The organism is Streptomyces sp. KLMMK (assembly GCF_036961605.1).
GTDB lineage: Bacteria > Actinomycetota > Actinomycetes > Streptomycetales > Streptomycetaceae > Streptomyces > Streptomyces telluris.
The window spans coordinates 17,500-44,489 of sequence record NZ_JBAMDC010000023.1 but is presented as its reverse complement, the minus strand read 5'-3'; the positions used below and the strand labels follow the sequence as shown (position 1 = coordinate 44,489).

The 26,990-nt window shown below is 68.7% G+C and carries 27 protein-coding genes; 19 read left to right on the top strand and 8 right to left on the bottom strand.

Annotated features, from left to right (window positions below):
* Window positions 1-2: 2 nt before the first annotated feature.
* Complete coding sequence (locus V7793_RS07180) at window positions 3-905, bottom strand: hypothetical protein (RefSeq protein WP_335582071.1); 903 nt, start codon at window positions 903-905, stop codon at window positions 3-5.
* Window positions 906-1,022: 117 nt separating this feature from the next.
* On the opposite strand from V7793_RS07180, the gene V7793_RS07175 reads away from it, so the two are divergent.
* Entirely contained in the window at window positions 1,023-1,385 is a 363-nt protein-coding gene (locus tag V7793_RS07175) for a DUF192 domain-containing protein (protein WP_335582070.1), read from the top strand.
* On the opposite strand, the gene V7793_RS07170 is transcribed toward V7793_RS07175, so the two are convergent.
* The 6 genes from V7793_RS07170 to V7793_RS07145 all read right to left on the bottom strand — a co-directional run bounded on the left by V7793_RS07170 (window position 1,369) and on the right by V7793_RS07145 (window position 9,024).
* Complete coding sequence (locus tag V7793_RS07170) at window positions 1,369-2,703, bottom strand: hypothetical protein (protein WP_335582069.1); 1,335 nt, start codon at window positions 2,701-2,703, stop codon at window positions 1,369-1,371. The genes V7793_RS07175 and V7793_RS07170 overlap by 17 nt on opposite strands.
* Before the next feature lie 96 nt (window positions 2,704-2,799).
* The gene (locus V7793_RS07165; RefSeq protein WP_335582068.1) at window positions 2,800-3,579 is read right to left on the bottom strand and encodes a prepilin peptidase; all 780 of its coding nucleotides are present in this window, start codon (window positions 3,577-3,579) and stop codon (window positions 2,800-2,802) included.
* 119 nt (window positions 3,580-3,698) lie between these two features.
* A complete protein-coding gene (locus tag V7793_RS07160; RefSeq protein ID WP_335582067.1) occupies window positions 3,699-4,274 on the bottom strand; it encodes a hypothetical protein in 576 nt (191 codons plus the stop codon).
* Between the two features lie 46 nt (window positions 4,275-4,320).
* The gene (locus V7793_RS07155) at window positions 4,321-6,288 is read right to left on the bottom strand and encodes a hypothetical protein (protein WP_335582066.1); all 1,968 of its coding nucleotides are present in this window, start codon (window positions 6,286-6,288) and stop codon (window positions 4,321-4,323) included.
* 106 nt (window positions 6,289-6,394) lie between these two features.
* The gene (locus V7793_RS07150; RefSeq protein ID WP_335582065.1) at window positions 6,395-6,976 is read right to left on the bottom strand and encodes a hypothetical protein; all 582 of its coding nucleotides are present in this window, start codon (window positions 6,974-6,976) and stop codon (window positions 6,395-6,397) included.
* A gap of 29 nt (window positions 6,977-7,005) precedes the next feature.
* Window positions 7,006-9,024 (bottom strand): Flp family type IVb pilin, encoded by a 2,019-nt coding sequence (locus V7793_RS07145; RefSeq protein ID WP_335582064.1) that lies wholly within the window; start codon window positions 9,022-9,024, stop codon window positions 7,006-7,008.
* 124 nt (window positions 9,025-9,148) lie between these two features.
* Between V7793_RS07145 and V7793_RS07140 the strand changes: the two genes are divergently transcribed.
* From V7793_RS07140 to V7793_RS07060, 17 genes are all read left to right on the top strand, one after another.
* A complete protein-coding gene (locus tag V7793_RS07140; RefSeq protein WP_335582063.1) occupies window positions 9,149-9,538 on the top strand; it encodes a DUF3592 domain-containing protein in 390 nt (129 codons plus the stop codon).
* A gap of 225 nt (window positions 9,539-9,763) precedes the next feature.
* Complete coding sequence (locus V7793_RS07135) at window positions 9,764-10,654, top strand: zinc ribbon domain-containing protein (RefSeq protein ID WP_335582062.1); 891 nt, start codon at window positions 9,764-9,766, stop codon at window positions 10,652-10,654.
* 157 nt (window positions 10,655-10,811) lie between these two features.
* Window positions 10,812-11,537, top strand: a complete 726-nt coding sequence (gene cpaB, locus V7793_RS07130) for a Flp pilus assembly protein CpaB (protein ID WP_335582061.1) — start codon at window positions 10,812-10,814, stop codon at window positions 11,535-11,537.
* 8 nt (window positions 11,538-11,545) lie between these two features.
* The gene (locus V7793_RS07125) at window positions 11,546-12,880 is read left to right on the top strand and encodes an AAA family ATPase (RefSeq protein WP_335582060.1); all 1,335 of its coding nucleotides are present in this window, start codon (window positions 11,546-11,548) and stop codon (window positions 12,878-12,880) included.
* The gene (locus tag V7793_RS07120) at window positions 12,877-13,299 is read left to right on the top strand and encodes a TadE/TadG family type IV pilus assembly protein (RefSeq protein WP_335582059.1); all 423 of its coding nucleotides are present in this window, start codon (window positions 12,877-12,879) and stop codon (window positions 13,297-13,299) included. The genes V7793_RS07125 and V7793_RS07120 overlap by 4 nt, the downstream gene beginning before the upstream one ends.
* A gap of 3 nt (window positions 13,300-13,302) precedes the next feature.
* The gene (locus V7793_RS07115) at window positions 13,303-13,674 is read left to right on the top strand and encodes a TadE/TadG family type IV pilus assembly protein (RefSeq protein WP_335582058.1); all 372 of its coding nucleotides are present in this window, start codon (window positions 13,303-13,305) and stop codon (window positions 13,672-13,674) included.
* A 61-nt stretch (window positions 13,675-13,735) separates the two neighbouring features.
* A complete protein-coding gene (locus tag V7793_RS07110) occupies window positions 13,736-15,073 on the top strand; it encodes a CpaF family protein (RefSeq protein WP_335582057.1) in 1,338 nt (445 codons plus the stop codon).
* Between the two features lie 17 nt (window positions 15,074-15,090).
* On the top strand, window positions 15,091-16,032 hold the full coding sequence (locus V7793_RS07105) for a type II secretion system F family protein (RefSeq protein ID WP_335582056.1): 942 nt from the start codon (window positions 15,091-15,093) through the stop codon (window positions 16,030-16,032).
* A gap of 31 nt (window positions 16,033-16,063) precedes the next feature.
* Window positions 16,064-16,933, top strand: coding sequence for a DUF5936 domain-containing protein (locus V7793_RS07100; protein WP_335582055.1), 870 nt, complete (start codon window positions 16,064-16,066; stop codon window positions 16,931-16,933).
* An 8-nt stretch (window positions 16,934-16,941) separates the two neighbouring features.
* A complete protein-coding gene (locus V7793_RS07095; RefSeq protein ID WP_443057859.1) occupies window positions 16,942-18,303 on the top strand; it encodes a sensor histidine kinase in 1,362 nt (453 codons plus the stop codon).
* Between the two features lie 47 nt (window positions 18,304-18,350).
* Entirely contained in the window at window positions 18,351-19,241 is an 891-nt protein-coding gene (locus V7793_RS07090) for a response regulator transcription factor (protein ID WP_335582054.1), read from the top strand.
* A gap of 221 nt (window positions 19,242-19,462) precedes the next feature.
* A complete protein-coding gene (locus tag V7793_RS07085) occupies window positions 19,463-19,768 on the top strand; it encodes a Flp family type IVb pilin (RefSeq protein ID WP_335582053.1) in 306 nt (101 codons plus the stop codon).
* Window positions 19,769-19,773: 5 nt separating this feature from the next.
* Complete coding sequence (locus tag V7793_RS07080) at window positions 19,774-20,493, top strand: pilus assembly protein TadG-related protein (RefSeq protein WP_335582052.1); 720 nt, start codon at window positions 19,774-19,776, stop codon at window positions 20,491-20,493.
* A gap of 95 nt (window positions 20,494-20,588) precedes the next feature.
* A complete protein-coding gene (locus V7793_RS07075) occupies window positions 20,589-21,149 on the top strand; it encodes a hypothetical protein (RefSeq protein ID WP_335582051.1) in 561 nt (186 codons plus the stop codon).
* Window positions 21,150-21,153: 4 nt separating this feature from the next.
* Window positions 21,154-21,762, top strand: coding sequence for an OmpA family protein (locus tag V7793_RS07070; RefSeq protein WP_335582050.1), 609 nt, complete (start codon window positions 21,154-21,156; stop codon window positions 21,760-21,762).
* Window positions 21,763-21,995: 233 nt separating this feature from the next.
* Window positions 21,996-23,915: a hypothetical protein gene (locus tag V7793_RS07065; protein WP_335582049.1), complete on the top strand. Its 1,920-nt coding sequence runs from the start codon at window positions 21,996-21,998 to the stop codon at window positions 23,913-23,915.
* Between the two features lie 63 nt (window positions 23,916-23,978).
* Window positions 23,979-24,554 carry a hypothetical protein gene (locus V7793_RS07060; RefSeq protein WP_335582048.1) on the top strand — a complete coding sequence of 192 codons (576 nt, stop codon included), beginning with the start codon at window positions 23,979-23,981 and terminating at the stop codon, window positions 24,552-24,554.
* 20 nt (window positions 24,555-24,574) lie between these two features.
* Here the strand turns inward: V7793_RS07060 and V7793_RS07055 are convergent, their stop codons facing one another.
* On the bottom strand, window positions 24,575-25,003 hold the full coding sequence (locus tag V7793_RS07055) for a DUF3592 domain-containing protein (RefSeq protein WP_335582047.1): 429 nt from the start codon (window positions 25,001-25,003) through the stop codon (window positions 24,575-24,577).
* Between the two features lie 206 nt (window positions 25,004-25,209).
* Between V7793_RS07055 and V7793_RS07050 the strand changes: the two genes are divergently transcribed.
* Window positions 25,210-26,877, top strand: a complete 1,668-nt coding sequence (locus tag V7793_RS07050; RefSeq protein ID WP_335582046.1) for a chitinase — start codon at window positions 25,210-25,212, stop codon at window positions 26,875-26,877.
* Window positions 26,878-26,990: the final 113 nt, after the last annotated feature.

Below are 26,990 nucleotides of genomic sequence, written 5' to 3'. Positions count from 1 at the left end.
GCTCAGGAGCGGAGGTCGTCGAGGGCCCGCCGGATGGTGCGGATCATGAGCCGGGGCCGGTAGAAGACGTCGTCCCGTGTGAAGCGGAGGACACGGCGGACCTCCGGACAGCCGGCGAGCTCGTTGAAGCGCATGGTGTCGTTCTGGTGGGCGGCCCTCGTGCCGTGCCAGGCGAACCCCTCGATCTCGATGCCGAGCCCTGCCGCCCGGAAGAGGAAGTCCAGCCGGACCGTACGCCCGCGCGCCGTCGTGACCTCGGCCTGCGACTCCGGGTGCAGCCCCGCCCGGCCCATCTCCAGGCGGGCCTTGGACTCGGCCGGGGAGCCGCTGGCCGGATCGGTGAGCGCCAGTGCCTGCCGCGCCGCCCGGGTGCGCGGGCGCCGCGGCGACACTTCGAGAGCCCGCGCGACGTCGTCGCGGCGCACCAGGCCGTGGGCGAGTGCCGAGTCCGCGGCGATGACGGCCTCGTCGGGGGGCAGCGTCCGCAGCAGATCGGACAACGTCCGTACGGCTGTGGTGACCCGGACGCCGGCGACCACCGTCACCTCGGCCTCCGCCAGCGGGAGGCGGTGGACGACGGCGTCCACCGCCCGCCTGCGCCCCACGCGGGAGGTGAACTCGGGCCTGCACGGCCGTATGAGCACGACGCCGTGCGCGGCGGCGGCGGAGCTGTGACTCACGACCAGCTCCGGGCGGTTCAGCTGCAGGGCCCGTAACCGCAGCCTCAGATCGGCCTGTCGGCCGGGCTCCGCCCAGGCCCCGGCGTGCAGCCGCGTCCAGCCCGCGCGGCGCAGCGACCGGGCCGCTCCGCCAGGGGACAGCCCGGCGGCCACGGCCTGGGAGGTCAGCACGAATCCGCCTTGCGCGACCGCGAGTTCGCGCAGGCGCGGGTGGTCTGCCTTCACCCACTAAGAACAGCGCATCTCCGCCCGCCCGGCGACCCCTGTGGACAACGCGGAGCGGACGCCGCAACCGGCGGAGTGATACAACGCTCGAACACGAAGCCGACGGAAGGACAGCACATGGGCCGCTGGCAGGACGGCCGGGCGACGCTGCACATCGCCGACAGCACGACCATGACGGAGCCGGTCCCCCTGGAGATCGCCGCCTCCTACCGGGCGCGCACCCGCGGACTCCTCGGCCGGGACGGCATCGACGGCGCCATCCTGCTGACGCCCGCCGGCAGCGTCCACACCTTCCGCATGCGGTTCGCCATCGACGTCGCCTACCTGGACCGCAACCTCCGGGTCCTGGCGGTCCGCACCATGAAACCGGGCCGCCTCGGCGCCCCCCGCCTGCGCTCCCGGCACGTGCTGGAGGCGGAGGCGGGAGCGATGGAGCGGTGGGGGCTGCGGGCCGGGGGGCAGGTCACCGTCGAGGCATGAGGCCGCCGCTCCGGACACGGAACCGGGCCGGGGAGCGGCGGACCGGCTGCCGTGCGGCAAGCCACCACCCACCGAGCCAGCACAGCAGGGCGCTCCCGGTGGAAACGCCCGCATAGCCGACGGCGCGCAGAGCGTCCCGTCTCGTGCTGCCGTCGTCGGCCACGGCTTCGGGGTCGGCGGTGACGCCGAAGCCCGCCGCCACGGCGTCGCCGTCGTAGGCGGGTGCCGCCCTGGGCGTCCCGTCGACCGTGACGCGCAAGGTGACCGGCACCGGGTGGCTCACGACTTCGCCGACCTTCGGGTGCAACCCCACCTGCAGGTAGTACCAGCCGGCGACGCGCATCGCGTTCGCCGCGTCCGACCGCCCGCGGAGGCGGTTTTCGTACGCGACCGGAGCGGTGCCCAGCGACACCGACTTCGGCATGCCCCGGTAGTCCTCGACGGACTCCCCCACGTGCCCCCGCGCCGGATTGCTGAGGGCGACCCGTACGCCGCCAGGAGCGTGGAAACCCGGGGGCGCGAAGGTCTTGGGAACGTCCGCGACCACGGAGAGCCGCTGGCCCCAGGAGACGGGGATCCGGTAGAAGCGGGTCTGGCCGGGGAGCAGGTCGTCCTTCCAGGCGCCGTTGGCCACGGCCGGGGCGTCGTTGAAGCCCGTGCCGCCGGCGACCCGTCCCGGGCTCGTGCCCGTGGCCGTGCCCGTGCCCGTGCCCGATGACGAGGCCGGGCCCCACTTGCCGGTCCCGGACGTGACCGCCAGGGTCCCTTCCTTCAACCCCGGTTCCGTCATGTACTTGATCTCGGTCGGATAGGTGTCCCCGGTCGGCCCCGTCCGCTCCACGACCACGTGGTAGCGGCCTGCCTGCCCGCACCCGCCCGAATCCGGCCGGGCCCTGCGGACCGCGTAGTCGGCCAGGGGGCGGCCGCTGTCCGCGTCGTGGAACTTCGCTTCACCGAAGCCGCATTCCCGCCCGTCCTCCTTCCGCAGCGCCACGTGGATGCCGTCCTCGGGTGCGACGGCGGCTCCGGGTGCGGGCGCTCCGACCACCGAGACGTAGGCATCGGATCGCGCATCCAGGTCCACGGCGTAGAACTTCTTCCCGCCGGGGCCGATCGTGTCCGTGTACGTACCCGGCCGCAGCAGCGGTCCTTGCGCGGCGGACGCGGAGCCGCTGACCTCCTTCGCGCTCGCTGCCGGTCTGTAGGCCGACGAGCTGCCGGCTTCCGCGGCTCCTGCCGGCCTTCCCTGCCCGAGCGGAAGCACGCAGAGCGCCGCCGCGGTCGCGAGGGCAGTCCTGTGCCTGCGCCGGTACCGCATCACACGCCTCCCCGGCATCGCGAATTCGGCCCGGCCCCATCCTGCACGTGCCGGTGTCATCCGCGCAGGAATTCCGCAGGGCTGCGTTCCCCGGCCTCAGGCAGAAACGCTCGCAGCCCCCAGGAGCATCCCGAGGAAGGCGCCGAGCAGCATGAACGGCCCGAAGGGCATGGCCGACTTCCGGCCCGCGCGCCGCAGCACCATCAGCCCGATACCGTAGGCCGCTCCCAGCGAGATCCCCAGGAAGAACCCGACGAACAGCACGGCCCAGCCGTACCAGCCCAGGGCCGCGCCCACGACGAGCGCCAGCTTCACGTCCCCGAAGCCCATGCCGTTGGGGTGGATCAGGAAGAGGACGAAGTACACGCCGGCGAGAGCGAGCGCGCCGGTGACGGCCCCGGCCCACGAGCCGCCGTGGCCGGGGACCAGGCTCGCCGCACCGAGCAGCACCACGGCTGCACCTGCCAAGGGAAGCGTCAGGATGTCCGGCAAGCGGTGCACGGTGGCGTCGACCACGGCGAGGACGGCCGCGAACGGCGCCAGCAGCAGCCACACCACCAGTTCCGGCCGCGGCCCGACCGCCGCGGCGAGGGCGGCGCACACGAGCGCACAGATCAAGGGCGCCGCGACGGCTGCGGGCCCGTAGGCGGGGCAGCGCTCGGACGCCTCCGGCCCGGCACCTGGTGCAGTGGCCGGTACGGCGCAACGCGCCGGGCCGAGCCATCCCCCTGCCACACCGGTGATCGCGTGCCCGGCCGGGCACGCCGCCCGCCACGGCTCTTCGGGCTCCACGGCGAACCGGTAGGCGGCGCGGGGGACCAGGAATCCGCTCAGGGCGCCGAAGACGGAGGCGAGGAGGATGGCAAACAGATGCACGTCACGACCCTACGGACCGGGTGGGGCGGAGTCATGGGCCCAGGGGCCCAGAGACCCAGGGGCCCAACGGAGCGTGGGTGACGCGACCCGGGCCCGCCAGTCACGCGGTCACCCCCCGGTCACCCGGTCACCCGGACCGATTCGACGATCTTGCTGATGTCGTCGTCGGACAGCTTCCCCTTCACGGCGTTGATCCGCACCAGGAAGGCTTCGTCCTTCTTGTCCATGCCGACGATGTCCACGCCGGTCATCCGGGTCCCCTTCGAGGGCGTGTTCTGCCGGCCGGTGGACGTGAATTCGTAATCGACGCGCCGGGCGTCGTTCGTTCCCCGGACGTCGATCTTCTTCTGTCCGCCGAGAGTCGAACCCAGCTGGACGCTGGCCTCGGCGCCGATGGCCGCCATCTCGGCCGAGGTGGCCGTGGTGAAGTTGATCTGCACGCCGACCTTTCCGACCGTCGCGGAGCCCTCCGTGAGGGCGGCCGCGGCCGCGGTGTGAGACCCCCGGTCGGCGGCGCTGAGCTCGGTGAATCCCGGCGGGTAGGAGACGATGAGCCGCTGGGCGTCCAGCGACTTCCATCCTTCGGCAGCGGAGGAGCCGGCTTCCTTCTCGCTCCCGCAGCCGGCGATCAGCACCGCCGCCAGCGCTCCGGCCCCGGCGCCCTTGAGGGTGCACAGCACACGCTTCACGTCCATTCCCTTCTCATCTCCCCACCCCGTCGGCCACACCGCACCCCACCGGTCACTTCGCGCAGTAGCTGTACGGTACGTATCCGCGCTTCCCGTCCGCAGGCGCACCGAGGAACTCGGCTTCGTCGAGCTTCTGGTCGCTGTGTTCCGTGGAGACCTTGAAGCCCAGGCTGAGTCCGAGCGTCAGGTCGAAGCCGTACTCCGCGGCGCTCGATTCGCCGGTGTAGTGCATCTTGCTGGACATGCCCTTGTCGAAGAGGAGCTGACCGAAGCGGTCGCCGTCACCGGGCCGGGTCGTCGGCGCGTGGTCGCCGAACATGTAGGTGAACGGCGCGGTGTTGTCCCCGGATCCGTCCAGCCACTTCTCGGCGGTGGCCCGGTCGGCGTCTCCCTTGTCCCCCTCGGCGAACACGATCGAGTTGGTGACGAGGTCGACGTCGCTCGTCTTGGAACTGCCGCCGGCCTTGGCGCCGCCGCCCTTCTTGTCCTTCCCGTCCTTCCCGTTGTCCTTGGAGCCGCTCGCCTTGCCGCCGTCGTTGCCCTTCCTGTCGATCGTCTGGGTCATGTCGATGCGGGTGAGCTTCCCGGTCTTCTTGTCCCGGGTGACGGTCATGGTCCCGGTGCGGGCGACCGTCCCTTCGGAGGAGCCGCTGAGGCCACCGGCTTCGACGCCCGTCTTACCGCCGTACTCCATGCCGGCGGAGTACGTGTAGGCCTTGGTCCCGTTGATGTCGTTGTTCGTGAAGGTGACCTCGGGCGAGAACTTGAACTTTCCGCCCAGCTGCGCGGACAGCTTCTTCTCGTCGGCAGCGGAGATCTTCAGGCCTGCTTCGGCGGTGGCCTCCAGACCGAGCTTGCCGTAGCCGATGTGCCGGTCCCCGAGCTTCTTCTCAATCTTCTCCCGCTCCTTGGCGTACTTGTACGCCGCGTACGGGTTCCCGCCGCCCATGCCGCCGTACTTCGTGGTGGTCTCCCAAGTCTTCATCACCTCGATGTCCTTACGGAACTGCTCGGCCTGCTCGGGGCTGTCGAAGGCCCACGTATCGCCGTTGGTGACCTTGACGCCGGCGCCCAGCTCGACCTTGTCGGCACCCAGCTTGCCGACCTTGAGACCCGGCTTCCACTCCCCCGTGGCACCGACCGATGCGGCGTCGGTGAAGGTCAGATAGACCTTCTGGTCCTTGCCGTCGACCTTGCCGTCCCCGTTGACGTCGGTCTTCGCCTTGAAGACCTGCTGCTGGAAGCCGTACTCGTTCCCCCACTTGAACCAGGCGATCTTGGCTTCACTGCCCGCGGTATCGGACACGGTGGTGATATTGCACAGCGGAGGCTCGAAATCGGCGTCCTTCTTGCCGTCCGCCTGCGAGTCCTTGCCTCCGCCGCAGCTTCCCCCGAATGCCCGGCAGAGCTTCTCCTTGATCTGCCCGCCGATCGACCGCCCGGCACCGGTGGCCAGCAGCCCGGCGATCACGGCGACGACGACCACGAGCATGCCGACGTAGTCCACGGCCGTCTGCCCGAGGTCGTCCCAGGGACGCCGGGAACGCTCGCCCTTGCGCTCTTCCCACAGCCGGTCCAGGAGGAGGGCGCACATCGCGCCGAAGACCAAGGAAGCCGCCGCCATCCACACGCCTTCGGCGACGACGACGTCCCAGCTGCCGAACAGGTTCCTCAGCGTGACCGCCGCCGGGACGGCGAGCGCGGCGAGGAGGTGGAGTGGAAGCGAATGGCGGTACGGCTCCTTGTGCAACCGTGCCGCAGCCAGCACGGCCAGGGTGATGACCACCGTGCCCGGAACGTGGAGCAGCGCCATGCGCAGGCCGAAGGACTCCAGCCGCTCCGGTGTCGCGAGAGCGTCCAGGGCGAGGACACCCAGCAGGTACCCGGCGCCGAACGTCACCACGAGCCCCGCGGCCCAGGACCGCATCAGCGAGAACAGGATCCCGAGCCGGGGCTCGGGCGGATCACCGTGAAAACGATTCGCCGCCCTGCGCCCCCAGTTGACACCAGCCCCGTCCATGCCTCGCGCCCCTCCCTCGCGTGATCACGTGAGGGGGACGCTAACGGCCTTGCATACCCGGGGTCTTGGGCCCTGGGGCCCCATTCGGGGCCCCGAGGCTTCGGGGTCAGCCGGCAACCCTGACGGACTGCACGATCTTGTCGACGTCGGAAGGGGAAACGGCCCCTTGCTTCCTGATGATGCGCACCAGGAACGGCCTGTCCTTGGCGTCCATGCCGACGACATCGGTGCCGTCGATGGTGGCCCCTTCCGGAGGAGAGTGGTCCAGGCCGTTCGACGCCCGGGGGGCGTAGTCGATGCGGCGAGCCTCGACACCACCGGCCTTGATGTCCTTCGACTTCTCGAACCCGCCACCCAGGACGTAGGAGGCTGTCGCTCCCGCCACGGCCACGTTGAGGTCACCGGCGCTCATGAACGATGTCTGGACGGCGATCCAGCCGACGACAGCGCCGTCCTTGCTCAGCGTCGCACTGGTGGTGTTCTTCTTCCTTTCCTGCGCCGGAGGCACGGGCTTCCACCCCTCCGGATAGGACACCCTCACTTCCTTGGCGTCCAGAGCCCCCCAGCTTTCCGGTACCTCTGGGCCGCTCTCGCCGCACCCAATGAGCACACTCCCACCGAGCGCGACTGCCACGATCGCGGCGGCAACCCGGCGGGTGTACGGCTTCAGTGGCGTAGTGATGACCATGGCAACTCGCTCTCGTCCGGCTCGCTCGTTCACTTAGCGCAGAGGGCGAAGGGTACATAGCTGCGCGTGCCGTCCTCCCGCGGGGCGCCGAGGAACTCGGCATCACCGATCCGCTGAACCTCCTTGGAGAACGAGGCCTTGTACCCGAAATCCGCAACACCAAGGTTGACATCGAATCCAAATTCGGCAGCATTAGTCACGCCAGCATAGTCGGCTTTACTCGAGACACCCTTTCTGTACATCAGGCTCTCGAATTCGTCCCCACCCTTGGGCTGACTGGTCGGCGCCTCGTTGGAAAAGATAGATTCGATGGGGTGCAGCGCGCCGCCATGCTTACCATTCAGCCAGTCATCCGCGATCTTTCGTTCCCCTGCCGTGATCCCCCGCAATACGGGGTCGGTCGGGTGATCATCAAACTTGATCATGTTGGTGACCACATGAGTCTGGGCGGCCTCATCCGACTTGCTCGCGCCGCCCTTGCCCTTCGGCTTCTTCTTGGTGTCGGGGTCCTCTTCCCCCGACTTACTGGCATCGCCGCTCACCTTGCTGCTGCCCTTGGTCTGACTGGTGTGAGTGATGATAATGGACTTGAGCGTGCCGTCAGGGGTGCGGTTGACCGTTATCGTGGCCGCGCGCTTGCCGCCCTCCTCGACCTTCATCCCAAGCCCCACACCGCCCAGCTCAGCGCTGTTGCCCCTCTCGAGCTCGTAAGAGTAAGTCCTGCCCTCAACGTTGTTGATGCTGTCATGGGTGACGGTCACGGAGGGTGAAACCTTCAGCTTTGCACCCAGCTTCCCGGAGAACTTCTTGGCCTGGTCAGGGGAAAGCTCAAAAGTTCCGTTCCCTGCCACCTCCGCAGAAACCGTGCCGTAGGAGATCTTCTTACCGTCAACGACATCATTGATCTCGCGCCTGACCTTGAGGAAACGCTTGACGGCATCACTGTTCGCGCGCGGGGATTCATGCGCCGACCCGCCCATGGCGTGCCCCTTGGCGGCCGCATACTCGTTCAGCTTATCCATGAAGTCATCTCGCTCCTTTGCGGAGTCGAATTCAAACGTGTCGCCGCTCGTTACCTTGACGCCACCCTCGAGCTCCAGCTTGGCAGGCTGCTCGTCGAATTTCCCGGCCTCCATGCCGAATTTAGGCTTCCATGCCGCACCGACCTTACCGGCCTCGGAGAAGGTGATACGGAACTTGGGCACGGTTTTCGGATTCCCGTCCTCACCCTTCACCTTCTTCATGAAGTCCTGCTTCTGAAAGCCGTACTCGCTGCCGATCTTGAACCAGCCGAGCTTCACCTCGTGCCCACCAACGTCCGAGATGTTCAAGGTGTTGCACAGACCCGGTTCGAAGACAGCGTCATCGTTGTGCCGCTTCGTTGCGAGGTCCCCCGTCGTACCTGTTGAGCAGGATCCTCCGATGACTTGGCAGATCTTCGCCTTGATCTCGTCCGCGATGGACTTCCCGAGAGCCGTGGCAGCTAGAGCGACCATGATCGCCACGACCACGACGAGCATGCCGATGTACTCCACGGCCGTCGCCCCGGAGTCGCCCCAGTTGTAGTGAACGTCGCTCCCGCGGGCGGCGCCGCCGAGAAAGACGGTGAGGGCCCCTACGCCGCCGCCTACGACTGCCGTTCCCGCGATCACGCCGACCGCTTCAGCGCCCCAGAAGTCCCATCCGGAGAAGAGGCTCTCGGCACAGGACAGTACGGGTGCCCCCAAAGCGGCGAGCAGGACGAGCGACAAGGAGTCCCTGTATGCCTCCGGGAGGATGCGGGCCGCGACCCAACCGGCCAGCGCGTTGCAGAGAAGGTTGGGGGCCCAGATGAGCATGAGCCGCCACGCCAGGGAGGACAGTCGTTCATCCGTCAGGAGAGCACCGACTCCGGTGAGTTCAAGTACGTAGCCGACGCCATAGAGCGCGAGAAAACCTACGGCCCACGAACGGATCAACGGGAAGAAGGGGCTGGCGCGTCGTGGGACCGGTGCACCGCGTAGGCTATCCGTCCGTCTTCCACCGAATCCGCCACCTATGCCGGTCATGCCCGCACGCCCTCTATTCTTGATTACCTCCAGCCCACGCTAGCCTGCGGGGGTTGCCCGGTCGTGGGCCCACGGGCCCAACCCGGGCCCAAAGTTCATTTGCAACGGGGGGCAGGCTTTGACAGTGACCGCAGTTGTCGGACTGATCGGCCTGGGTGCACTGCCGGGGTACTTCCTGCACCGGCTGCTGGTGATTGTCAGGGTGATGCGGTACGGCCTCAAAGCCGAGGCGGAGTGCGTGGACGTACAGATGTCCATGGGTCGAGAGGACACCAGCTATCACCACGTGTTCGAGTTCGACGCCGCCGACGGTCGGCGCATCCGGTTTTCCGAGGACGTCTCCCAGGGGATCCAGCGCGGCTACCGCACCATCGTCCACTACCATCCCGCCAACCCGGAGCGCACGGCCACCATCGCGAGTCGGGAGGACCTCGCCCCCATCCTCCTCCCGGTCTTTGGCGTGCTGGTAGGAGGTTCCCTCTGGATGGCGCTCCTCGCGACGGCGCTCAGCTGATTGCTGCTCCGGTGACATGGCCGCGCTGAAGACGAACCCATGCCACCGACCACAAAATGTCCCGCTTTATCACTGGTTGAGGCTCTCAAGGCTTCCTGGTGCAGGACAACGATGGTGTTCTCCGGGCTCCCGTGGCGCGGATAAAGTGCTGCTGCAGTTGTACGGGGGAGAATGATTTGCGGGCGCCTGCAGCACGGGGCGTCCGGAGGGGACAGGTAATCAGACGTGGCAACCGCGATAGCAGTTACCAGTGCTGACCTGGTACTGGCGCCGCTGGACGGGCGGACGCCGTCCGCGGCGGTGCTTCCGCCTCCGGGCGAGCAGTCACTGGACGATGCTCTCGCCGGCATGCAGGCGCTGGTGGAGCAGTGCGGTCACGTGGTCGTGCTCTACCCTTCTTCCCTCGCCGTGCCGCACGAGCGAAGGCTCCAGACGATCCGTTCGGTTCTGGAGAACGGCAGGATCGCACTGGTGCGTGTGGATCTGCCGCCCCTGGGGCTGGCCGTACTGGCGCGGCAGCTGCGGCAGATCTCGGTGTTCGACTTCGGCGCCGGGGTCGTCGGGTCGGCGGCTCTGCTGTTCTCCCACTACCTGTACGCCGGCGCCCTACTGAACTCCGTGGCCAAGCTCGACCACGTAGCCGTCGGGCTCAAGGCCCATGCGAAGTCCTGGGTCCCGGGTTCGCAGTTCGGCGTCCTGGCAAGCCCTGCGCCGCAGCTGATCAAAATCGGCGCCGACGGGCCCGCCCTCGCCGGGCCGATGTTCGGCACCTACCTGACCGTGGCTCAGGGGCGGATCGCCTCGGACTGGGTCACTTCGACCCTCGCGCCCTCGTGGAACGTCCAGGCCCTCCACCAGGCCGAATTGCCCAAGGAGTCCCTCCGCTGGTGGGGAACGGGCAAACTGGTCGAGTTCGTCGCGGGGATCGGGGACACTTCGGTGCTCGCCCAGCTCGTCGCCTCCGTGAAGCGGCAGCCCTGCCCATGGTGCGGACTGGAGCTCATCGGCGAGCGCTGCGTGTTCTGCTCCGCGTCTCTCTCGCCTCACGCGAACCAACAGGCGCGCGGCAGCGTCGTTAGCCCCGAAGCCGGACTGCAGGGGCAGTCCGCCGAGTGACCCGCAGAGGGCACGTTCCGGCCGCACGCCGCCGCGCGGCCGAGGTGGCGCGCACTCGCGGCACCGCTCCCGAACGCGAAGCGAGTACAGAGCAAGGCCCAGCGCGTCCCGCACCGCTGCTCACCGAATCCACCCTTGAACGAGGTAGTCCGCAACCATGAACTCACGCCAGCGCCGCGGCATCATGCTGCTCCTCCTTTCCGTTGTGTGCGCCTTCACCGCATTCATCGGTGTTCTCTCGGTGATCAACGACGTCGACTCCAAGGTGGGGCCCGAGGTCACGGCGTACGAGCTGGCGGCGGACGTCCCCGCGTACCGGGCGCTGGAGGCCGGGGACTTCAAGCAGGTCTCGCTCCCCAAGCGGTGGCTGCCCAGCACGGCGGTGACCAACCTGGACGATGTCACGGGGAAGATAGCGGTCAATCCGCTCAAGGCGGGCTCGCTCCTGCAGTCCGACATGATCGCCGACCGGCCCGCGCTGAAGCCGGGGCAGCAGGAGATCGCGATCATGATCGATGCCGCGACGGGTGTCGCAGGAAAGATCACCCCCGGTGCCACCGTGAACATCTACGCGACGTTCCAGTCCGCGACCGGCAAGGGCGACGCCGCGGAGAGCGCCGCCCAGCCCCGTTCCAAGGTCATCGTCAGCAACGCCAAGGTGATCGACGTCGGCAAGCTCACGCCGCTGGCCCCCAAGCAGGGCGAATCGCAGTCCGGCGGCTCGGCCGTGCCGATCACCTTCGCGCTGGAGACCCTCGACGCCCAGCGCATCGCCTACGCCGAGTCCTTCGCCTCCCACGTCCGTCTCGCGCTCGTCGCGCCGGGCAGTGACACGACCATCCCGCCGAACCAGCGGGACTACACCCTGAACGGCGACAAGTGAGGTAACGGATGGCCACAAGAATCCTCCCGGCCGTCGGTGACGCGGACGCCGCCCGCTCGGTGACGGCGTTGCTCAGCCAGCTCCCGGACACCGACCCCGCCCAGCCGGCAGCCAACTCCACCCAGCTCATCGACACCCTCACGCAGCTCGCCCACGAGTCGATGGCCGACCTTCCCGAGGTCGTCCTCATCCACGAGCGGATCGGGCCGGTCCCCGCGCTGGAGCTCGTACGCGAGGTGGCGCTGCGGTTCCCGGCGGTCGGGGTCATCCTGATCACGGCGGACACCAGCCCCGCACTGATCTCCGCCGCCATGGACGCGGGTGCGCGCGGCCTGGTCGGCCTGCCCCTGTCGTACGACGAGCTCGTGGCGCGGGTCCGGGCGACGGGCAACTGGGCCGTCGGCGTGCGCAAGCACCTGACCGCCGAGGTCGGGGCCCCCAGCGGTCCCGGCGGCACGGTGGTCACGGTCTCGGGCGCCAAGGGCGGGGTGGGGACGTCGGTCATCAGCATCCAGATGGCGCTCGCCGCCAGGGCGGCCGGCCGCAGCGTCGCCCTGGTCGACATGGACCTGCAGAACGGGGACCTCGCCTCGTACCTCGACGTGCAGTTCCGGCGGTCCGTCGCCGACCTCGCCGACATCCACGACATCACGCCGCGCGTACTCCAGGACGTCGTCTTCAACCACGAGACGGGCATGGGGCTGCTGCTCGCCCCGGGTGACGGAGAGCGCGCCGAGGAGGTCAGCGAGCGGACGGCCCGGCAGCTCGTCAGCGCGCTCCGCGGCCGCTACCAGGTCGTGGTCATCGACTGCGGCTCCCAGATGACCGGCGCCAACACCGCGGCCATCGAGGTCGCGGACGTCGCCGCACTCGTCCTCACTCCGGACGTCGTCGCCGTACGAGCGGCCAAGCGCATGGTGCGGATGTGGGAGCGGCTCCAGGTCCGCAAGGCCGAGGAGATCATCACCGTCGTCAACCGCGCCGTACGCAACACCGAGATCCAGCCGCCGCTGATCGAGCGCATCGTCGGCACGCGCATCGCGCGCACCGCCGTACCCGCCCACTTCAAGGACCTGCAGCCCGTGGTGGACGCGGGCCGGATGCAGGACCTCGACAGCCGGAGCGTGGTCAAGCAGGCGATGTGGGGCCTGGCGGGCGAGCTGGGCCTGGTGCGCAGCGCCGCACAGCACGCGGCCGGCAGGAAGGGGCGCGCGAGGTACCGCAGCGACCGGGGGGCACTGGGATTCCGCCGGCGCCACGGGGACGGCCGCCCCGGGGACGCCGACGGCGGCGGCATATCTCCGGACTCCCCGACCGGCGAGCCGGACGGGACCGGGCGATGAGGATCCGGCCTGCGCGGCTCCGCGACCCTGCGCAGGGTGATCACGGTGAACGGGGTGACCGGGGACAGGTCTCGGTCGAGTTCCTGGGCATCCTGCCGCTGATCCTCCTGGTGCTGATCCTGCTCTGGGAGTGCGTGCTGGCCGGCTACACGTACACGCAGGCGGGGCACGCGGCCGACCGGGGAGCCCACAGAGGAGCCACTGCGGCCGAAGGACAGCGCGAGGCGTCCTGCCGGAACGGAGCGAGGAACAGCCTCGGCGCTTCCTGGCAGGACTCCGCCGACATCCGTTGCGGCGACACGCACGGCAGCAGCCTGTACGAGGCCGAAGTCGAGCTGGAGGTACCCGTGCTCTTCCCGGGCTTCGCGAGCTTCCCCGTCCCGGTCAGGGGCAGGGCCGCCGTGGCGAAGGAGGGATGAGGCATGGCGAGACGCACTGGTCGCGGGGACCGGGGGCAGGCGGCGGTCGAGTTCATCGGCATGCTTCCGGTGCTGATCCTGATCGGGCTGGCCGTGGTCCAGACGGGCATCGCGATGTACGCGATGGAGCAGGCGGGCACGGCGGCGCGCGCCGCAGCGCGTACGGCCGGCCGCTCCGGCATGGAGAACGGGTGCCGATCGGCAGGCGAGGCCGCGATCAGCGGCTGGGTGGCGAAGAGGACCGAGATCCGTTGCCGGATCGGCGCCGACGAGGCCACCGCGTCCGCAGAAGTGTCCATTCCGTCGATCATCGGGTTCGACCTGGGCAGCACCACCAAGACCGTCACGATGCCCCGCGACACGGCGCGCCCGTGATCCGCACCGACCCGCCCGTGATCCGCCCTCAGCCGAGCACAAGACAGAAGGAGCCCCGAATATGAGCCTGAGGGCGCGCATCAACGCACCCGAGGCAGGCGGCGCACAGCACGAGGAGAACCACCTCGTCTCGGTATACCGCGTCAAGCTGCTCGAGGAGATCGACCTCGCGGAGATGTCCTCGCTCGCGACCGCCGAGCGCAGGGCCCGGCTGGAGCGCGTCCTCGGCCACATCATCAGCCGTGAGGGACCGGTCCTCTCCACGCACGAGCGCTCGCAGCTCATCCGCCGGGTGGTGGACGAGGCGCTCGGCCTGGGCATCCTGGAGCCGCTCCTCGAGGACGCCTCCATCACCGAGATCATGGTGAACGGGCCGGACCAGATCTTCGTGGAGCGCGCCGGCCGCGTCGAGCAGCTGCCGCTCCGCTTCGCCTCGGGCGAGCAGCTGATGCAGACCATCGAGCGCATCGTCTCCACGGTCAACCGCCGCGTGGACGAGTCCAACCCGATGGTGGACGCCCGCCTGCCCTCCGGCGAACGCGTCAACGTGATCATCCCGCCGCTGGCGCTGTCGGGCGCGACGCTGACCATCCGCCGGTTCCCCCGCGCCTACACGCTGCGCGAGATGATCGGTCTGGGCTCCCTGGACGAGCAGATGCTGGCGCTGCTGTCCGCGCTGGTCCGTGCCAAGTTCAACGTCATCGTCTCCGGGGCCACCGGCTCCGGGAAGACGACCCTGCTCAACGCCCTCTCCGGGCTGATCCCGGAGAACGAGCGCATCATCACCATCGAGGACTCGGCGGAGCTCAGGCTCCAGCAGAACCACGTCATCACCCTGGAGTCCCGGCCTCCGAACGTCGAGGGCAAGGGCCAGATCACCATCCGCGACCTGGTCCGCAACTCGCTCCGCATGCGGCCCGACCGCATCATCGTCGGTGAGGTCCGCGGCGGCGAGACGCTCGACATGCTCCAGGCGATGTCCACCGGCCACGACGGCTCCCTGGCCACCGTCCACGCCAACAACGCCGAGGACGCCCTGATGCGTCTGCAGACACTGGCCTCGATGTCCGAGGTCGAGATCCCCTTCGCGGCGCTGAAGGACCAGATCAACAGCGCCGTGGACGTCATCGTCCAGCTGAGCCGCAATGCCGACGGATCGCGGAAGATCAGCGAGGTCGCCATCCTCGACTCCCGCGGCCGGGAGGACTACAAGCTCGTCACGGTGAGCCGGTTCACCGCCCGGCCGATGTCCGCGGACGGCGTCGTGTACGGCGACTTCGCCTACTTCCCGCTGCCGCGCAGGGTGGCCGACCGGCTCTACCTCAAGAACGAGCCCGTCCCGCCCGCCTTCGGAGTGGCCGAGTCCGACGATCAGCTCGCCGCGCGAGAAGCCAAGTAGGAAGTCTGCCAACGGACATGGACAAGTTTGTACTCTTGGCGATCGGCGCCACGCTGCTGTGCTGCGTGCTCGCGATCGTAGGCGTGCACGTGTACGCGACGGGCAAGGCCGAGCGCGAGGCGCTGGTCGACCGGCTCACCCAGCAGGGCCCGGAGGTGCGGACCGGAGCCCGGCGCCCGGCCTTCCGGGGCATCGACCGCCGGATCCGCAAGACCTCGTTCGGCAAGAAGATCGAGCGCCGGCTCGCCGCCACGGGACTGCGCATCACGCCCGGGCAGTTCTTCGTCGGCATGGTCGGCGCCACCGTCGGCATGTGGGTGATCGCCGGCATGCTCCTGGCGCCGTTCTTCGGCCCCATCGCGGCGATCGCCGGTCTCTGGGGCGCTTTCGCCTACCTCAACTGGCAGCGGCAGAAGCGCAACGAGAGGTTCATCAACCAGCTCCCCGAGCTCTCCCGCGTCGTCGCCAACGCCACCCAGGCCGGGCTGGCCCTGCGCACCGCCCTCGCCATGGCCGCCGAAGAGCTCGAAAGCCCGGCCGGCGACGAGCTGGCCAGGGTCGCCGACCAACTGGCCGTCGGCCACACCCTCGACGACGCACTGGACGAACTCGCCAAGCGCCTGCCGTCCCGGGAGCTGGTCGTCCTCGTCACCACCCTCGTCCTGTCCAACAAGGCGGGCGGTACGGTCGTCAGCTCGCTGCGCAGCCTCACTGTCACCCTGGAGGAGCGGAAGGAGACCCGCCGCGAGGTGCGCACCCAGCTCTCGCAGGTCACCGCGACGGCGTACATCGTTCCCGGCATGGGGCTCGGCGCCCTGCTCGTCATGGACCGCATCTGGCCGGGCGCCCTGGACAAAATCACTGGTTCGGTGATCGGGCAGGGCGCCATGATCGTGTCCATCGGCCTCTACGGGCTGGGGTTCTTCCTCGTCCGCCGCCTCGGCAAGATCGACGTCTGAGAGACCTGAGAGATCTGAGAGAAGCTGCACCATGGGACTCCTGCTCGCACTCGTCTTCGCCCTCTCCATCGTCGGGATCTTCTACGGCCTCCGGCTCTACCGCGCCGACGCCAAGCTGCCCGCGGACCTCGCCGTCGCCCTGGAGGTCGGCGCCACCCGGACCAATGCCGCCGGGTCCCTCATCGACCGCCTGGGCATGCGCTACGCGCCCATGGTGCTGCGCATGATGGGGCCCGAGCGGGTGAACAAGACCCGCCGCCGCATCGACATGGCGGGAAACCCCGGCGGCCTCACCATCGACCGGTACGCCGCCCGGCGCTTCGTCTACGGCTTCACGGGCGGCATCGGCGGCCTGGTCATGCTGGCCGGCGGGAAGGTGCTGCTGGCGATCGTGATGTTCGCCTTCGGCGCCGTGTGGGTCGAGGTCGGGCTCTGGTCGGCCGTCCGCGCCCGCAAGGAAGCCATCGAGCGCACGCTCCCGGACTTCCTCGACGTCCTCGCCGTCGTCGTCTCCGCGGGCCTCGGCTTCCGGCAGGCCCTCGACCGCACGGCCGAGAAGTACGAGGGACCGTGGTCCGACGAGCTCCGCATCACCCTGCGCCAGATGGACATGGGCGTCAGCCGCCGCCAGGCCTTCGACGAGCTGCGCAAGCGCAACGACTCCGAGCAGGTCGCGATGTTCGTCACCGCCCTGCAGCAGGGGGAGGAGCTCGGCTCCCCGATCGTCGACACGCTGATGGCCATCGCTGACGACATGCGGCGCACGGACGCGCAGAACGCACGACGCAAGGCGGCCAAGGCCGTGCCCAAGGCCACCACCATCATCACGATGATCATGGTGCCGGCCACGATGATCCTCATCGGCACGGGCATGTTCCTCGGTTCGGGCCTGCTGGGGTAGGGGGAAGAGTGACCACGGCGTACCACACGGGCGCCGGTTCGTCGGCCGCGATCGTCTCCGGTGGTGCTCCCGGGCCCGAAGAGCTCGCGGCCGACGAACCGGCGCTCAGAATTCAGCTCAGTGCCCTGCAGGCGCTGTGCAGACAGGTCTTCGGCTTCCGGCTGGCGATGATCGCGCTCGCGACTCCCTTCGCTCTGTACGGGGTGCGGCGCGGCTGGCCCACCTGGCTGGTCGGGGCGGCGATCCTGTTCACCTTCATGGGCTCGTACGTCCTGATCCGCGACTGGGAGCGCTTCGGGCCGCTGCTGCTCAAGCACCCGGCGCTGCTGGGCGCGGACACCGTCTTCGGCGCCCTCATGCTCTTCACCGCCACCCCCGAGAGCCCGCTCGCCTACGTGACCATCTGCACCCCGCTGCTGGCCGGGCTCGTCTACGGCTGGCGAGGGGCGGCCGTCTTCGCGTCGCTCACGCTGATGATCGTGGGTCTGGCGTACATGGGAGACCGCCACGTCGACCTGTCCGTGGACGGAGCCGCTCTGCTGCCGGGCGTCTGCATCCTCGCCGGGGCGGTCGGCGTAACGTTGCGGCGCCTCCTGCTGCGCTTCGGCGCGGCCAGCAAAGCGCTGACCGACACCCGGTCCCGGCTCGCCGTGAGCGAGGCCGTGCAGAGCGAACGCGCCCGTCTGGCCCGGGAGATGCACGACTCGGTGGCCAAGACCCTGCACGGGCTGGCGCTGGCCGCCGACGGCCTGGCCCACTCCGCCGACCGCATGGACCCGAAACGCCTCAAGGAACAGGCCGAGCTGGTGAGCCGTTCGGCGCGCCGTGCGGCGGCGGAATCCCGGGAGCTCCTCTCGGACCTCAGGCGCGAATCGGGCCTGGACGGAGGAGTGGACGTCACCGTCGAACTCTCCGCCCGCGTCGCCGACTTCGCGCGCCGCTCGGGACTGAGCGCCTCGTGCCGCCCGGTCGGCCGCGCCGCTGTGCCCGCAGTTCCCCATGCCGTTGCGCGGCACCTGCTGACCATAGCTTCCGAGGCGATGGAGAACGCCCACCGCCATGCCGGCCCCTCGAAGCTGGACGTGTCCGTGGGGGTGGTCAAGGGAGCCCTGCGCATCAGTGTCCGTGACGATGGCCGCGGCCTGCCTCCCGGCACCACCTTGGAGGAGCTCAAGCGGAGCGGGCACTTCGGTCTGGTCGGGATGGTGGAGCGGGCGGCCCGCATCGGTGCCCGGATCCGCATCGGCAAGGGGAGCGCACAGGAGGGCACCGAGGTGCGCCTGGAGTTTCCGCTCGCGGCACTGGGCCCGGCGCCCGTAGCAGCGGGCCCTCCGGCGCCTGACCGAACCGCCCCGTCGGCAGCCCGCTAGACCCCCTCCCCCGTCACTTCCGCCCCTCATCGAGAGGAGGGCACACCGTGCAGAACCGGCAGTCGCACCGACCGGCACAGCCGCCGTACCCCCATGTCCCGCCGTCACTTCCGCCCCGGCGGCCGCCGACGCCTCCTACGGGCCCCGCCGAGCCGCAGGATCCCCGGAGCCTCTTCGCGGCCGCCGCGGCTCCCCGGCCCGCCCCGCTCCGCGTCGTGGTCGCGGACGACAACCCCGTCGTACGGGCCGGGCTCACCGCCCTTCTGTCCGGGCGCCAGGACATCGAGGTCGTCGCGGAGGCCGGAAACGGCCGTGAAGCGTACGACGCCGCCTACCGGCTCCGGCCGGACGTCGTCCTGCTGGACGTACGGATGCCCGAAGTGGACGGCATCTCGGCGCTCCCGTACCTCGTGCAGCTGACGACGGTCCTGATGCTGACGTACAGCCAGGAGGCCGAGATCGTGCATGAAGCGCTGCGGCTCGGGGCGGGTGGCTACCTGGTGCACGGGGAGTTCACAGCCGATGAGCTCGTCCTGGCCATACGCAACATCAAGCAGGGCAGGGCCCACTTCACCGCCACGGCCTCCACGGCCCTGCTGGCCCACGTACGGCAGGCGCCGGGGCGGGCGGACGGCCGTGCGGAGCTGCCGGACGGCTTGGGAAGGGGCGCGCCCGGTGCGGCTCACCCTGCTCCTCGCCCCACTGCGCCCCCGCCCGAACCGGCCCAGTTCGCGCTGAGCCGGCGGGAGGAGGAGGTGATGGACCTCATCGCCGCAGGGATGACCAACGCCGAGATCGCGGCGACGTGCTTCATCAGCGAGAAGACGGTCAAGAACCACATCAACCGCATCTTCACCAAGTTGCAGACCGAGAACCGGAGTCAGGCCATAGCCCTCTGGCTCGGGACGACACGTGGGGGAGGAAGAGCGCATGGCTGACGCACAGCGGCGGGTGAAGGGGGCCCACGCGAACGGGCGGGTGGCTGGTGCACGCCTTTGGGCCCGGGTTTGGGTCTTGGGACCCATGTTCAGACGTGGGGTTCCGGCGTACGTTTCTGCTGCCGTCGGGGAGGCCGGTCAGGTGGCGACCGGAGGCGCTGATGGAACCAGGACTTACGTAGAGGCCGGTACGACGCCGGCTGCAGCCGGAGGGGAAGAGCATGAACGACAAGCTGCTGAAGGCGGCCGTCGACACCAAGGTGCACGTGGTGGAGTGGCGGGACACCTGCATCGACCGGATGTTCCGTCGCGAGCGGTCCAAGGGCCAGACCGCGGTGGAGTACATCGGCATGATCGTGGTCGTGGTGGCGATCATGGCGGCGATCGCGGGCTTCACGGACATCGGCAAGACAATCAAGACCAAGATTATGGAAGCGATCGACGGGGTGGACACCGGAAAGAAGGGCGGCGGCGGCGACGCCGGTGGCGCCGGTCAGTCCCCCAAGCCCAAGGAATCCAACAAGTAGTCCTGATGCGGTGGGTAGCACGACCGCATAGTGAGGCAGGGCAGGCTCTCCCCATCTACATCACGGTGGTGGCGGGCCTGCTCTTCCTCGCGTTCGCCTACGTCGCGGTCGGCCAGGCAGCCGTGTCCCGCAACGGCGCCCAGTCGGCAGCGGACGCGGCCGCCCTGGCTGCGACACGGGACGCACGCGAGCAACTTCGTACTACTCTGCTCGCATCCCTCGCCGACCCCGCGACCTGGCAACGCGCGCTCAACGGCAGGAACGTCTTCACCGAGAGGGCCTGCGCGGCAGCGAGGCGCTTCGCAGAAGTCAACGAAGCGCAGATGGGCAACGGCCCCGAGGACTGCAGGCCGCTCAACGACGGCCGCACGGGCTTCACCGTCAGGCTGCAGTCGAGGAAGTCCGTCGGCGGATCCGCCGTTCCCGGCACCGGGAACCGTCACATGGAGGCGACCGCCACCGCGGTCATCGTGCCGAGAGTGTGCACGCTGCGCCCTGCGAAGACCAATTCCCCCGAGCCCGGTCGGCCTCCTATCCCTCGGGGGAGCAAAGAGCCGGAACCGAGCCGGACTCCGGCCCCGGGAGAGAGCAAGAAGCCCGAGCCGAAGCCAGTGCAACTCCACTGCTCCGACGGCCGTACCTGGGAATTCGACCCGGAGAACCTCGGTGGCGCGAAGAACCTCCCTGGTGTGGCGGACCTGTTCTCCGTCAGACTTGCCGACTAACATGCGCGGCCAGTTTGCGAACAACAACTAGAGGACGATGAGTGATGAGCGTGTGGCAGCGTGCCCGGGCACGTCGGACTGTCGTAGGTGCCGCCTTGACGGCGGCACTCACCTTGACGCTGTCCGCCTGCGGAAGTGACGGCAAGGAAGAGAAGCCGGACGCTGGCCGGAGCGCCCAGGGGAACAGCCGGGACAAGCAGGATTCACAGGCCAAGCAGGACTCCCCGCCCAAGCAGTCGGACAACTCCAAGGTGATTGCCACGCTCAAGGGTCAGGCGGGCATCATCCTGGACATCACTTCGGCGACACGCAGCGCCGGTGGTTTCGTAACAGTTCACGGGAACCTGAAAAACACGGGGCAAGGGAAGTACTACGACACCCAGCAGTGGTCAGGGCCAGAGCTGGACGTGATCCGGGGAGCAGGCGGGAGCTCCCTCGGAGGTGCCACGCTCGTGGATGAGAAGGAGAAGAAGCGATACTACACATTGCGGGATACGGAGAACCGACCACTGGCTTCGGTGGGCATGGCCATCATCGAGCCTAACTCGGAACAGAAGGTCTTCATGCAGTTCCCTGCCCCACCGAAGACCACGTCCCAGGTAGACCTCCAGATCCCGTCCTTCCAGTCCGTTGCTCTGACGCTGACGGATGGCTGAAGCCATGGAAAAGTTCCGCAGGCAAGGGCCGTCCTGGGCTCTTTCCGCCGCCCTCACCGTTGTCCTGACAGTCGCCGCTGCACCTGCCGCCCTGGCCGACGAGGTCCCCCCCGCCCCCTCCGTCTTCACCGGGAAGATCGACCCCAAGGACCCGGGGCTCAAACTGGAGTCGGGAAGGGCCCTCGGACCCCCCAAGGTGCTCGACATCAAGAGCATCGTGGGTGACGAAGGCGGTGAGGAGCAGCGGGCCGATACCAACTCGGACGTGAAGTTCCAGCTCCAGGCCGAGGTCCTCTTCGGCAAGGACAGCGCCGATCTCAACCCTGCTGCGAACGATCGCATCAGGACCATCGCCGAGGAGATCAAGAAGCAGAACGCCCAGCAGGTCCAGGTCTTCGGCTTCACCGACAACCTCGGGTCGCACGAGCACGGGGTGGAGCTCTCCAAGCAGCGCGCGGACGCGGTGCAGAAGGAACTGTCCAAGTCGCTCGGTCCCGACGTCCGCTACGAGATCCGCGGCTACGCCGAAGACGCTCCGGTCGCGTCCAACGACACCGAAGAGGGCCGCAAGCAGAACCGTCGCGTGGAGGTTTCCTTCCCGCGCGCCCACTGAGCGCCGCTCACAAGCAGCTTCCGAGGTACCCCCGCCCTCTAGGTCGCGTTGGGCCCCGAATGGGGCCCACGGGCCCACGACCTGTTGATCAATGCCGGTTACCGTGAGCCCAAACGATCAAGGACAGAGGGCTCGGGGGAATGAGCGGCATAGGCAATAGATTCGGCTCCAGTCAGGCATACAACTCTTATGGGACGCCACCCCGGCAGCAGTCCAACGTCTTCTTCTCGCTGATGCGCTCCTGGGCGGCGGCGGTCGCCGTCCTCTTCGCGTCCGGGCTGACGCTCAATGCCGCGATCCTCGACGAACTCGCGACCGGGGAGCACCTCGCCTCCTTCGGATGGCGGGTCGCCATCATCTACGTGCCCAACACGCTGTACGTCACGCTGGCCGTCTGGGCTGCAGCACGCCTCCTTCCCGAGCCGCACAGGGACTCCCTGCCCCTGTATCTCCTGGCCGCACTGGGAGTTCCGGTCATCACCTCCACGCGGACCATCGTGGAGGGCTGGGATCTCGTCGTCACCGAGGGCATCGGCATGGTGGCCGCAGCCCTCGTCCTGGGCGGTGCCGCCGGGCTCGTGCTCGGCCGGCTGCCCCGGTCGGGCGGCGGCAGTGCGGACTACCCCTGGAACGACCTGGGAGTGACCGCGACCGAATACATCGGCACGGTCGTGGTGGTCGTGGCGGTGATGGCCAGCGTGGTCGCCACCAGCGTGGGCAAGAGCGTCGCCGACACCATCAAGGCGAAGATCTGCCAGGCCGTCGGTGGCAGTTGCAAGACACCGCGCGAGATCGAAGCCGCGAGGAAACCCGATTCCTATTTCGAACCGACGATGTGCAACACCGCCAACACCAGCAGCACGGCGGGCCACGAAGTGAAGCTCGCCTGGTTCAAGTTCGGCAACGAGTACGGCTTCCAGCAGCAGAAGTTCAAGGTCCGCGAGGTCGACGACAAGGGGAACCCCGTCCTGGGCAAGGACGGGAAGCCCGTGTACAAGGACAAGGTCCGGCTCACCTTCAGCGAGGCCGGAAAGGCCGGCGTCGCCTACTCCCCCAAGTGGGGCGCGAAGGTCGGCAAGCTCGACGAGGAGGGCGAGTCCGAGGTCGAGCTGTCCGCGAGCGTGAAGGTGACGACGGGCGACACCTGGCAATTCGACAGCCAGGAGGAGGCGGACAAGTTCCGCGACAAGCTGGAGAGCCTGGAGAGCGCGAAGGCCGGAATGCAGTACGCCAGGGATTCTCCCCTGGTGGCCTCCAACAGCGCGAAGCGCTATCTGGAGCTGCAGAGGGAAGTCAACAACACCATCAACGCCGGTCATCTGTCCTACGGTTCGGTAGGACTCGAGGGAGCGGGCGAACTCAAGATGTCCGGCTCGATCGACGACCAGATCACGGGCAAGCTCGGCGGCAAGGTCAAGGTGGCGCCCACCGCGACGATCACCAAGGACGGTATCAACAACACGACGTCCAAGACCTTCGCGTTCAAGGTGGAGGGCGCCGGGACCGCCGAGGGCAGTGCCGGCGGGAGCAAGGCTTCCGCGGAGTACGGAGCCGGCGTCACCGGAGCCCTCACGGTCACCCGTGACAAGGACGGGAAGCTGAAGCGGATCATCATGACCCGCACCGAGGAGGTGTCCGGCAAGGGGGGCGGCAAGCAGGAAGCCTCCGACGACGAAAAGGTCCCGGACAAGAACAAGAAGGGCAAGGACAACAAGAACGCGGGAAAGTCCAAGCACAAGGGATCGGGCAGCGCCTCGGCGAAGGACAGCGTGACCGAGGTCGTCACCACCACGATCGAGCTCAACACCCCGGACAAGCAGAAGACCGCCCAGAATTGGCTGAACGGCAACAGCAAGTACGGCAAGCCGCTGGAGATGCTGCTTTCCGACGAGGCGGCCACGAACCGGCCCGGCGACGAGGACAAGTTCGGTCAGCTGATGTTCGACGAGGGCCGGTCCAGCAAGCTCACCTACGACGGCGTGACCGATGCGGCGGAATTCGGCGCCGAGCTCAACCTGGGCATGGCCTCCTTCGGCTACACGGCGAACTTCGAGGGCAGCAAGGAGAAGGTCCGCCAGGAGGACGCGGAGTTCCTCGGTGCTCCGCAGGACGGCAAGCGGAGTTATGTGCCGATGACGCTCTGCTCGAAGTAGCGGCTTCGGGCGTGAGCCCGGAGCCGTACCCTGCCGGACAGTCCCACAGAGAGTGAGCCCTCAATGATCACCACCACCGCACGCCGCGCCACGGCAGCCGCCGCGACCACCGCCCTCCTGGGCGCTCTCGTGGTCGGCTGCGGTAGTGAGAAGAGCGCCGAGGCAGCCGTCCCGGAGGGGTGGCGGACGCTTGACGCGCAGCAGGTCAGCGTCGCCTATCCGAAGGGCTTCAAGGAGCTGGCGAAGGACAAGCTGCCCAAGACCGCCACGGCCGAAGCCGATCTGGTGGAGGGCGGCAAGACCGTCGCCCGCATCGTGGCCCAGGTGAAATTCATGAAGACCAGCGACCTCGATATGGCGGTGACCGGCGCGGAGGCACCGTACGAACTCGGCGGCACGCCCAAGGGCAAAGAGGACATCAAGGTCGCCGGGACCGGCAAGGCCGTGCGCATCGATCACGAGTTCAAGTCCAGCGGCGAGGACGACTCTCCTCCCCGGGACACGGAAATGACCGCCGTCGACATCGTCGGCATGGACAAGGACGACCGTCCTTGGGTGGTGCGCATCACCGCGCCGAAGGGGAAGCTCTCGCAGGACGATCTGGACGGGGTCATCAAGTCCGTCAAGGTGACGGGCTGACCCGCCCCGCTCAAATCCCTCTACTGCTTCGGCCAGACCTTCACCACGTAAAGCCAGAGCAGTACTGCACTCAGCAGGAAGAACGCACCGCTCAGCAGCACCCCGAAAGCGCTCCCGATCACGGGAGACAGGGTGCGCGGTCCGGTAATGGTCGCCGTCCGCTCCGGGTCGTCCGCCCGGTAGCGGACGGTGACCTTTTTGCCTTCCCGCATGAGCATGGTGGGTTCCTCGAACTCCACTGCCCGGCCGTCGGCGGTGGTGAAGCCGTAGACGTAGTGCATGCGCGTGAAGCCGTCGGACCCCTCCGTCCCGTAGCTGCGCACGCAGCGGCCCTCCGCCCGCTGCCCGAAGAAGACCGACCGCAGCGAGGTCAGCAATTCGCGGGTGCACTTGTAGAGAACCCACGTGGTGCCCGCCATGAAGAGCAGGAGGACGATCAGGGTGGTCATGCCCTCACCTTAAGCAGGCGCCCAGGGCGGCCCGGTGTCCGTCCGAACCCTTGACACGGCTAATGGTCTGGACCAACTTGTACGCCCATACGGTGGCCGCCGTCCCTCCTCCCCGACCTCTCGATCCCCACTCCCCACCGGAGGCACCAGTGGATCAGTCACGCCCATCTCGCCGTAGACGGCGCAGATCCCGCACCCCCCTCCTCATGGCCGCCGGCCTCGTTCTGGCCGGGCTTCCCGCCCTCGCCACCGCCACCGCCGATGCTCATGCCGCCACCGCCGAAGGCAATCTGGCCAAGAATCCCGGGTTCGAGGCCGGGCTTGCCGGGTGGTCCTGTTCCGGTGGCAGCGGGGCCGTCGTCGGGGCGCCCGTGCACGGTGGGAGCGGGGCGTTGAAGGCGGCACCCGCCGGAGGCGACAACGCCCGGTGTGCGCAGGTGGTCAGCGTGCGGCCCAATTCGTCGTACACGCTGGCCGCCTGGGTTCAGGGCTCCTACGTCCACCTCGGCGCCGGCGGGACCGGCACCACCGACGTCTCGACGTGGACGCCGTCCGCCGGTACGTGGCAGCAGCTCTCCACTTCCTTCACCACCGGGCCCTCCACCACCTCCGTCACCGTCTACACCCACGGGTGGTACGGGCAGGCCCCCTACTTCGCCGACGACATCACCCTCACGGGGCCCGGCGGCGGCGAGCCCGGCGAACCGGTGCCGGGCGCTCCGGGCGGGCTCAAGACGGGGGCCGTGACCGCCTCCTCCGTGGCCTTGTCCTGGGACGCGGTCGCCGGGGCCACGGGGTACAACGTCTACCGCGACGGCGCCAAGGTCGCTTCGGCCGACGGGACTTCGGCGACGGTCGGCGGACTCGCGGCCTCCACCTCGTACCGGTTCGAGGTGACCGCCACCAACGCGGCCGGGGAATCGCCCAGGTCGGCCGCGGTGACCGCCACGACCACCGCCGGCGGCGACCCCGGCCCCGGACCGGGCGGGCCCTCGGTGCCCAAGCACGCGGTGACCGGCTACTGGCAGAACTTCAGCAACGGCGCCACCGTCCAGAAGATCAGTGACGTGCAGAGCCAGTACGACATCATCGCCGTCGCCTTCGCCGATGCGACGGCGGCGCCGGGCGCGGTCGACTTCCGGCTCGATCCCGCCCTGAACTACTCCGAGGCGCAGTTCAAGGCCGACATCGCCGCCAAGCAGGCGGCCGGCAAGAGCGTCGTCATCTCCATCGGCGGCGAACGCGGCACGGTCACCGTCAACGATGCCGCCTCCGCCGCCCGCTTCGCGGACAGCGTCCACGCCCTGATGCAGGAGTACGGGTTCGACGGCGTCGACATCGACCTCGAGAACGGCCTCAACCCGACCTATATGACGCAGGCGCTGCGCGCGCTCTCGGCGAAGGCGGGCAGCAAGCTCGTCATCACCATGGCGCCGCAGACGATCGACATGCAGTCGACGTCGGCGGGCTACTTCCGCACGGCCCTCAACATCAAGGACATCCTGACCGTCGTCAACATGCAGTACTACAACAGCGGCTCCATGAACGGCTGCGACGGGAAGGTGTACGCGCAGGGGTCCGTCGACTTCCTCACCGCGCTCGCCTGCATCCAGCTCGAAGGCGGCCTCGACCCCTCGCAGGTCGGTCTGGGCCTGCCCGCCTCACCGCGCGCGGCGGGCGGCGGCTACGTCTCCCCGTCCGTCGTCAACAACGCCCTGGACTGCCTGGCGAAGGGCACGGGCTGCGGCGCGTTCAAGCCGTCGAAGGCGTATCCCGGGATCCGCGGGGCGATGACGTGGTCCACGAACTGGGACGCCGCGGCCGGCAACGCCTGGTCCGGCGCGGTGGGGCCGCACGTCCACGGGCTGCCGTAGGCGCTCCCGGCACCCGCGCGCCCCCTGCTGCCGGGCGGGCCCGCAGGCCCGTCCGGCAGCAGAGAAGCAGAGAAGGACAGAAGAGAGGGGTACGAACGACGATCAGCGATCAG

What these genes read in the sequence shown, in the direction of transcription:
- V7793_RS07175 (WP_335582070.1), top strand. Translation starts at nt 1,023, where the DNA reads ATGGGCCGCTGGCAGGACGGCCGGGCGACGCTGCACATCGCCGACAGC.
- V7793_RS07170 (WP_335582069.1), bottom strand. Translation starts at nt 2,703, where the DNA reads ATGCGGTACCGGCGCAGGCACAGGACTGCCCTCGCGACCGCGGCGGCG.
- V7793_RS07160 (WP_335582067.1), bottom strand. Translation starts at nt 4,274, where the DNA reads ATGGACGTGAAGCGTGTGCTGTGCACCCTCAAGGGCGCCGGGGCCGGA.
- V7793_RS07155 (WP_335582066.1), bottom strand. Translation starts at nt 6,288, where the DNA reads ATGGACGGGGCTGGTGTCAACTGGGGGCGCAGGGCGGCGAATCGTTTT.
- V7793_RS07150 (WP_335582065.1), bottom strand. Translation starts at nt 6,976, where the DNA reads ATGGTCATCACTACGCCACTGAAGCCGTACACCCGCCGGGTTGCCGCC.
- V7793_RS07145 (WP_335582064.1), bottom strand. Translation starts at nt 9,024, where the DNA reads ATGACCGGCATAGGTGGCGGATTCGGTGGAAGACGGACGGATAGCCTA.
- cpaB (WP_335582061.1), top strand. Translation starts at nt 10,812, where the DNA reads ATGAACTCACGCCAGCGCCGCGGCATCATGCTGCTCCTCCTTTCCGTT.
- V7793_RS07125 (WP_335582060.1), top strand. Translation starts at nt 11,546, where the DNA reads ATGGCCACAAGAATCCTCCCGGCCGTCGGTGACGCGGACGCCGCCCGC.
- V7793_RS07120 (WP_335582059.1), top strand. Translation starts at nt 12,877, where the DNA reads ATGAGGATCCGGCCTGCGCGGCTCCGCGACCCTGCGCAGGGTGATCAC.
- V7793_RS07115 (WP_335582058.1), top strand. Translation starts at nt 13,303, where the DNA reads ATGGCGAGACGCACTGGTCGCGGGGACCGGGGGCAGGCGGCGGTCGAG.
- V7793_RS07110 (WP_335582057.1), top strand. Translation starts at nt 13,736, where the DNA reads ATGAGCCTGAGGGCGCGCATCAACGCACCCGAGGCAGGCGGCGCACAG.
- V7793_RS07105 (WP_335582056.1), top strand. Translation starts at nt 15,091, where the DNA reads ATGGACAAGTTTGTACTCTTGGCGATCGGCGCCACGCTGCTGTGCTGC.
- V7793_RS07100 (WP_335582055.1), top strand. Translation starts at nt 16,064, where the DNA reads ATGGGACTCCTGCTCGCACTCGTCTTCGCCCTCTCCATCGTCGGGATC.
- V7793_RS07085 (WP_335582053.1), top strand. Translation starts at nt 19,463, where the DNA reads ATGAACGACAAGCTGCTGAAGGCGGCCGTCGACACCAAGGTGCACGTG.
- V7793_RS07080 (WP_335582052.1), top strand. Translation starts at nt 19,774, where the DNA reads ATGCGGTGGGTAGCACGACCGCATAGTGAGGCAGGGCAGGCTCTCCCC.
- V7793_RS07070 (WP_335582050.1), top strand. Translation starts at nt 21,154, where the DNA reads ATGGAAAAGTTCCGCAGGCAAGGGCCGTCCTGGGCTCTTTCCGCCGCC.
- V7793_RS07065 (WP_335582049.1), top strand. Translation starts at nt 21,996, where the DNA reads ATGCGCTCCTGGGCGGCGGCGGTCGCCGTCCTCTTCGCGTCCGGGCTG.
- V7793_RS07060 (WP_335582048.1), top strand. Translation starts at nt 23,979, where the DNA reads ATGATCACCACCACCGCACGCCGCGCCACGGCAGCCGCCGCGACCACC.
- V7793_RS07055 (WP_335582047.1), bottom strand. Translation starts at nt 25,003, where the DNA reads ATGACCACCCTGATCGTCCTCCTGCTCTTCATGGCGGGCACCACGTGG.
- V7793_RS07050 (WP_335582046.1), top strand. Translation starts at nt 25,210, where the DNA reads ATGGCCGCCGGCCTCGTTCTGGCCGGGCTTCCCGCCCTCGCCACCGCC.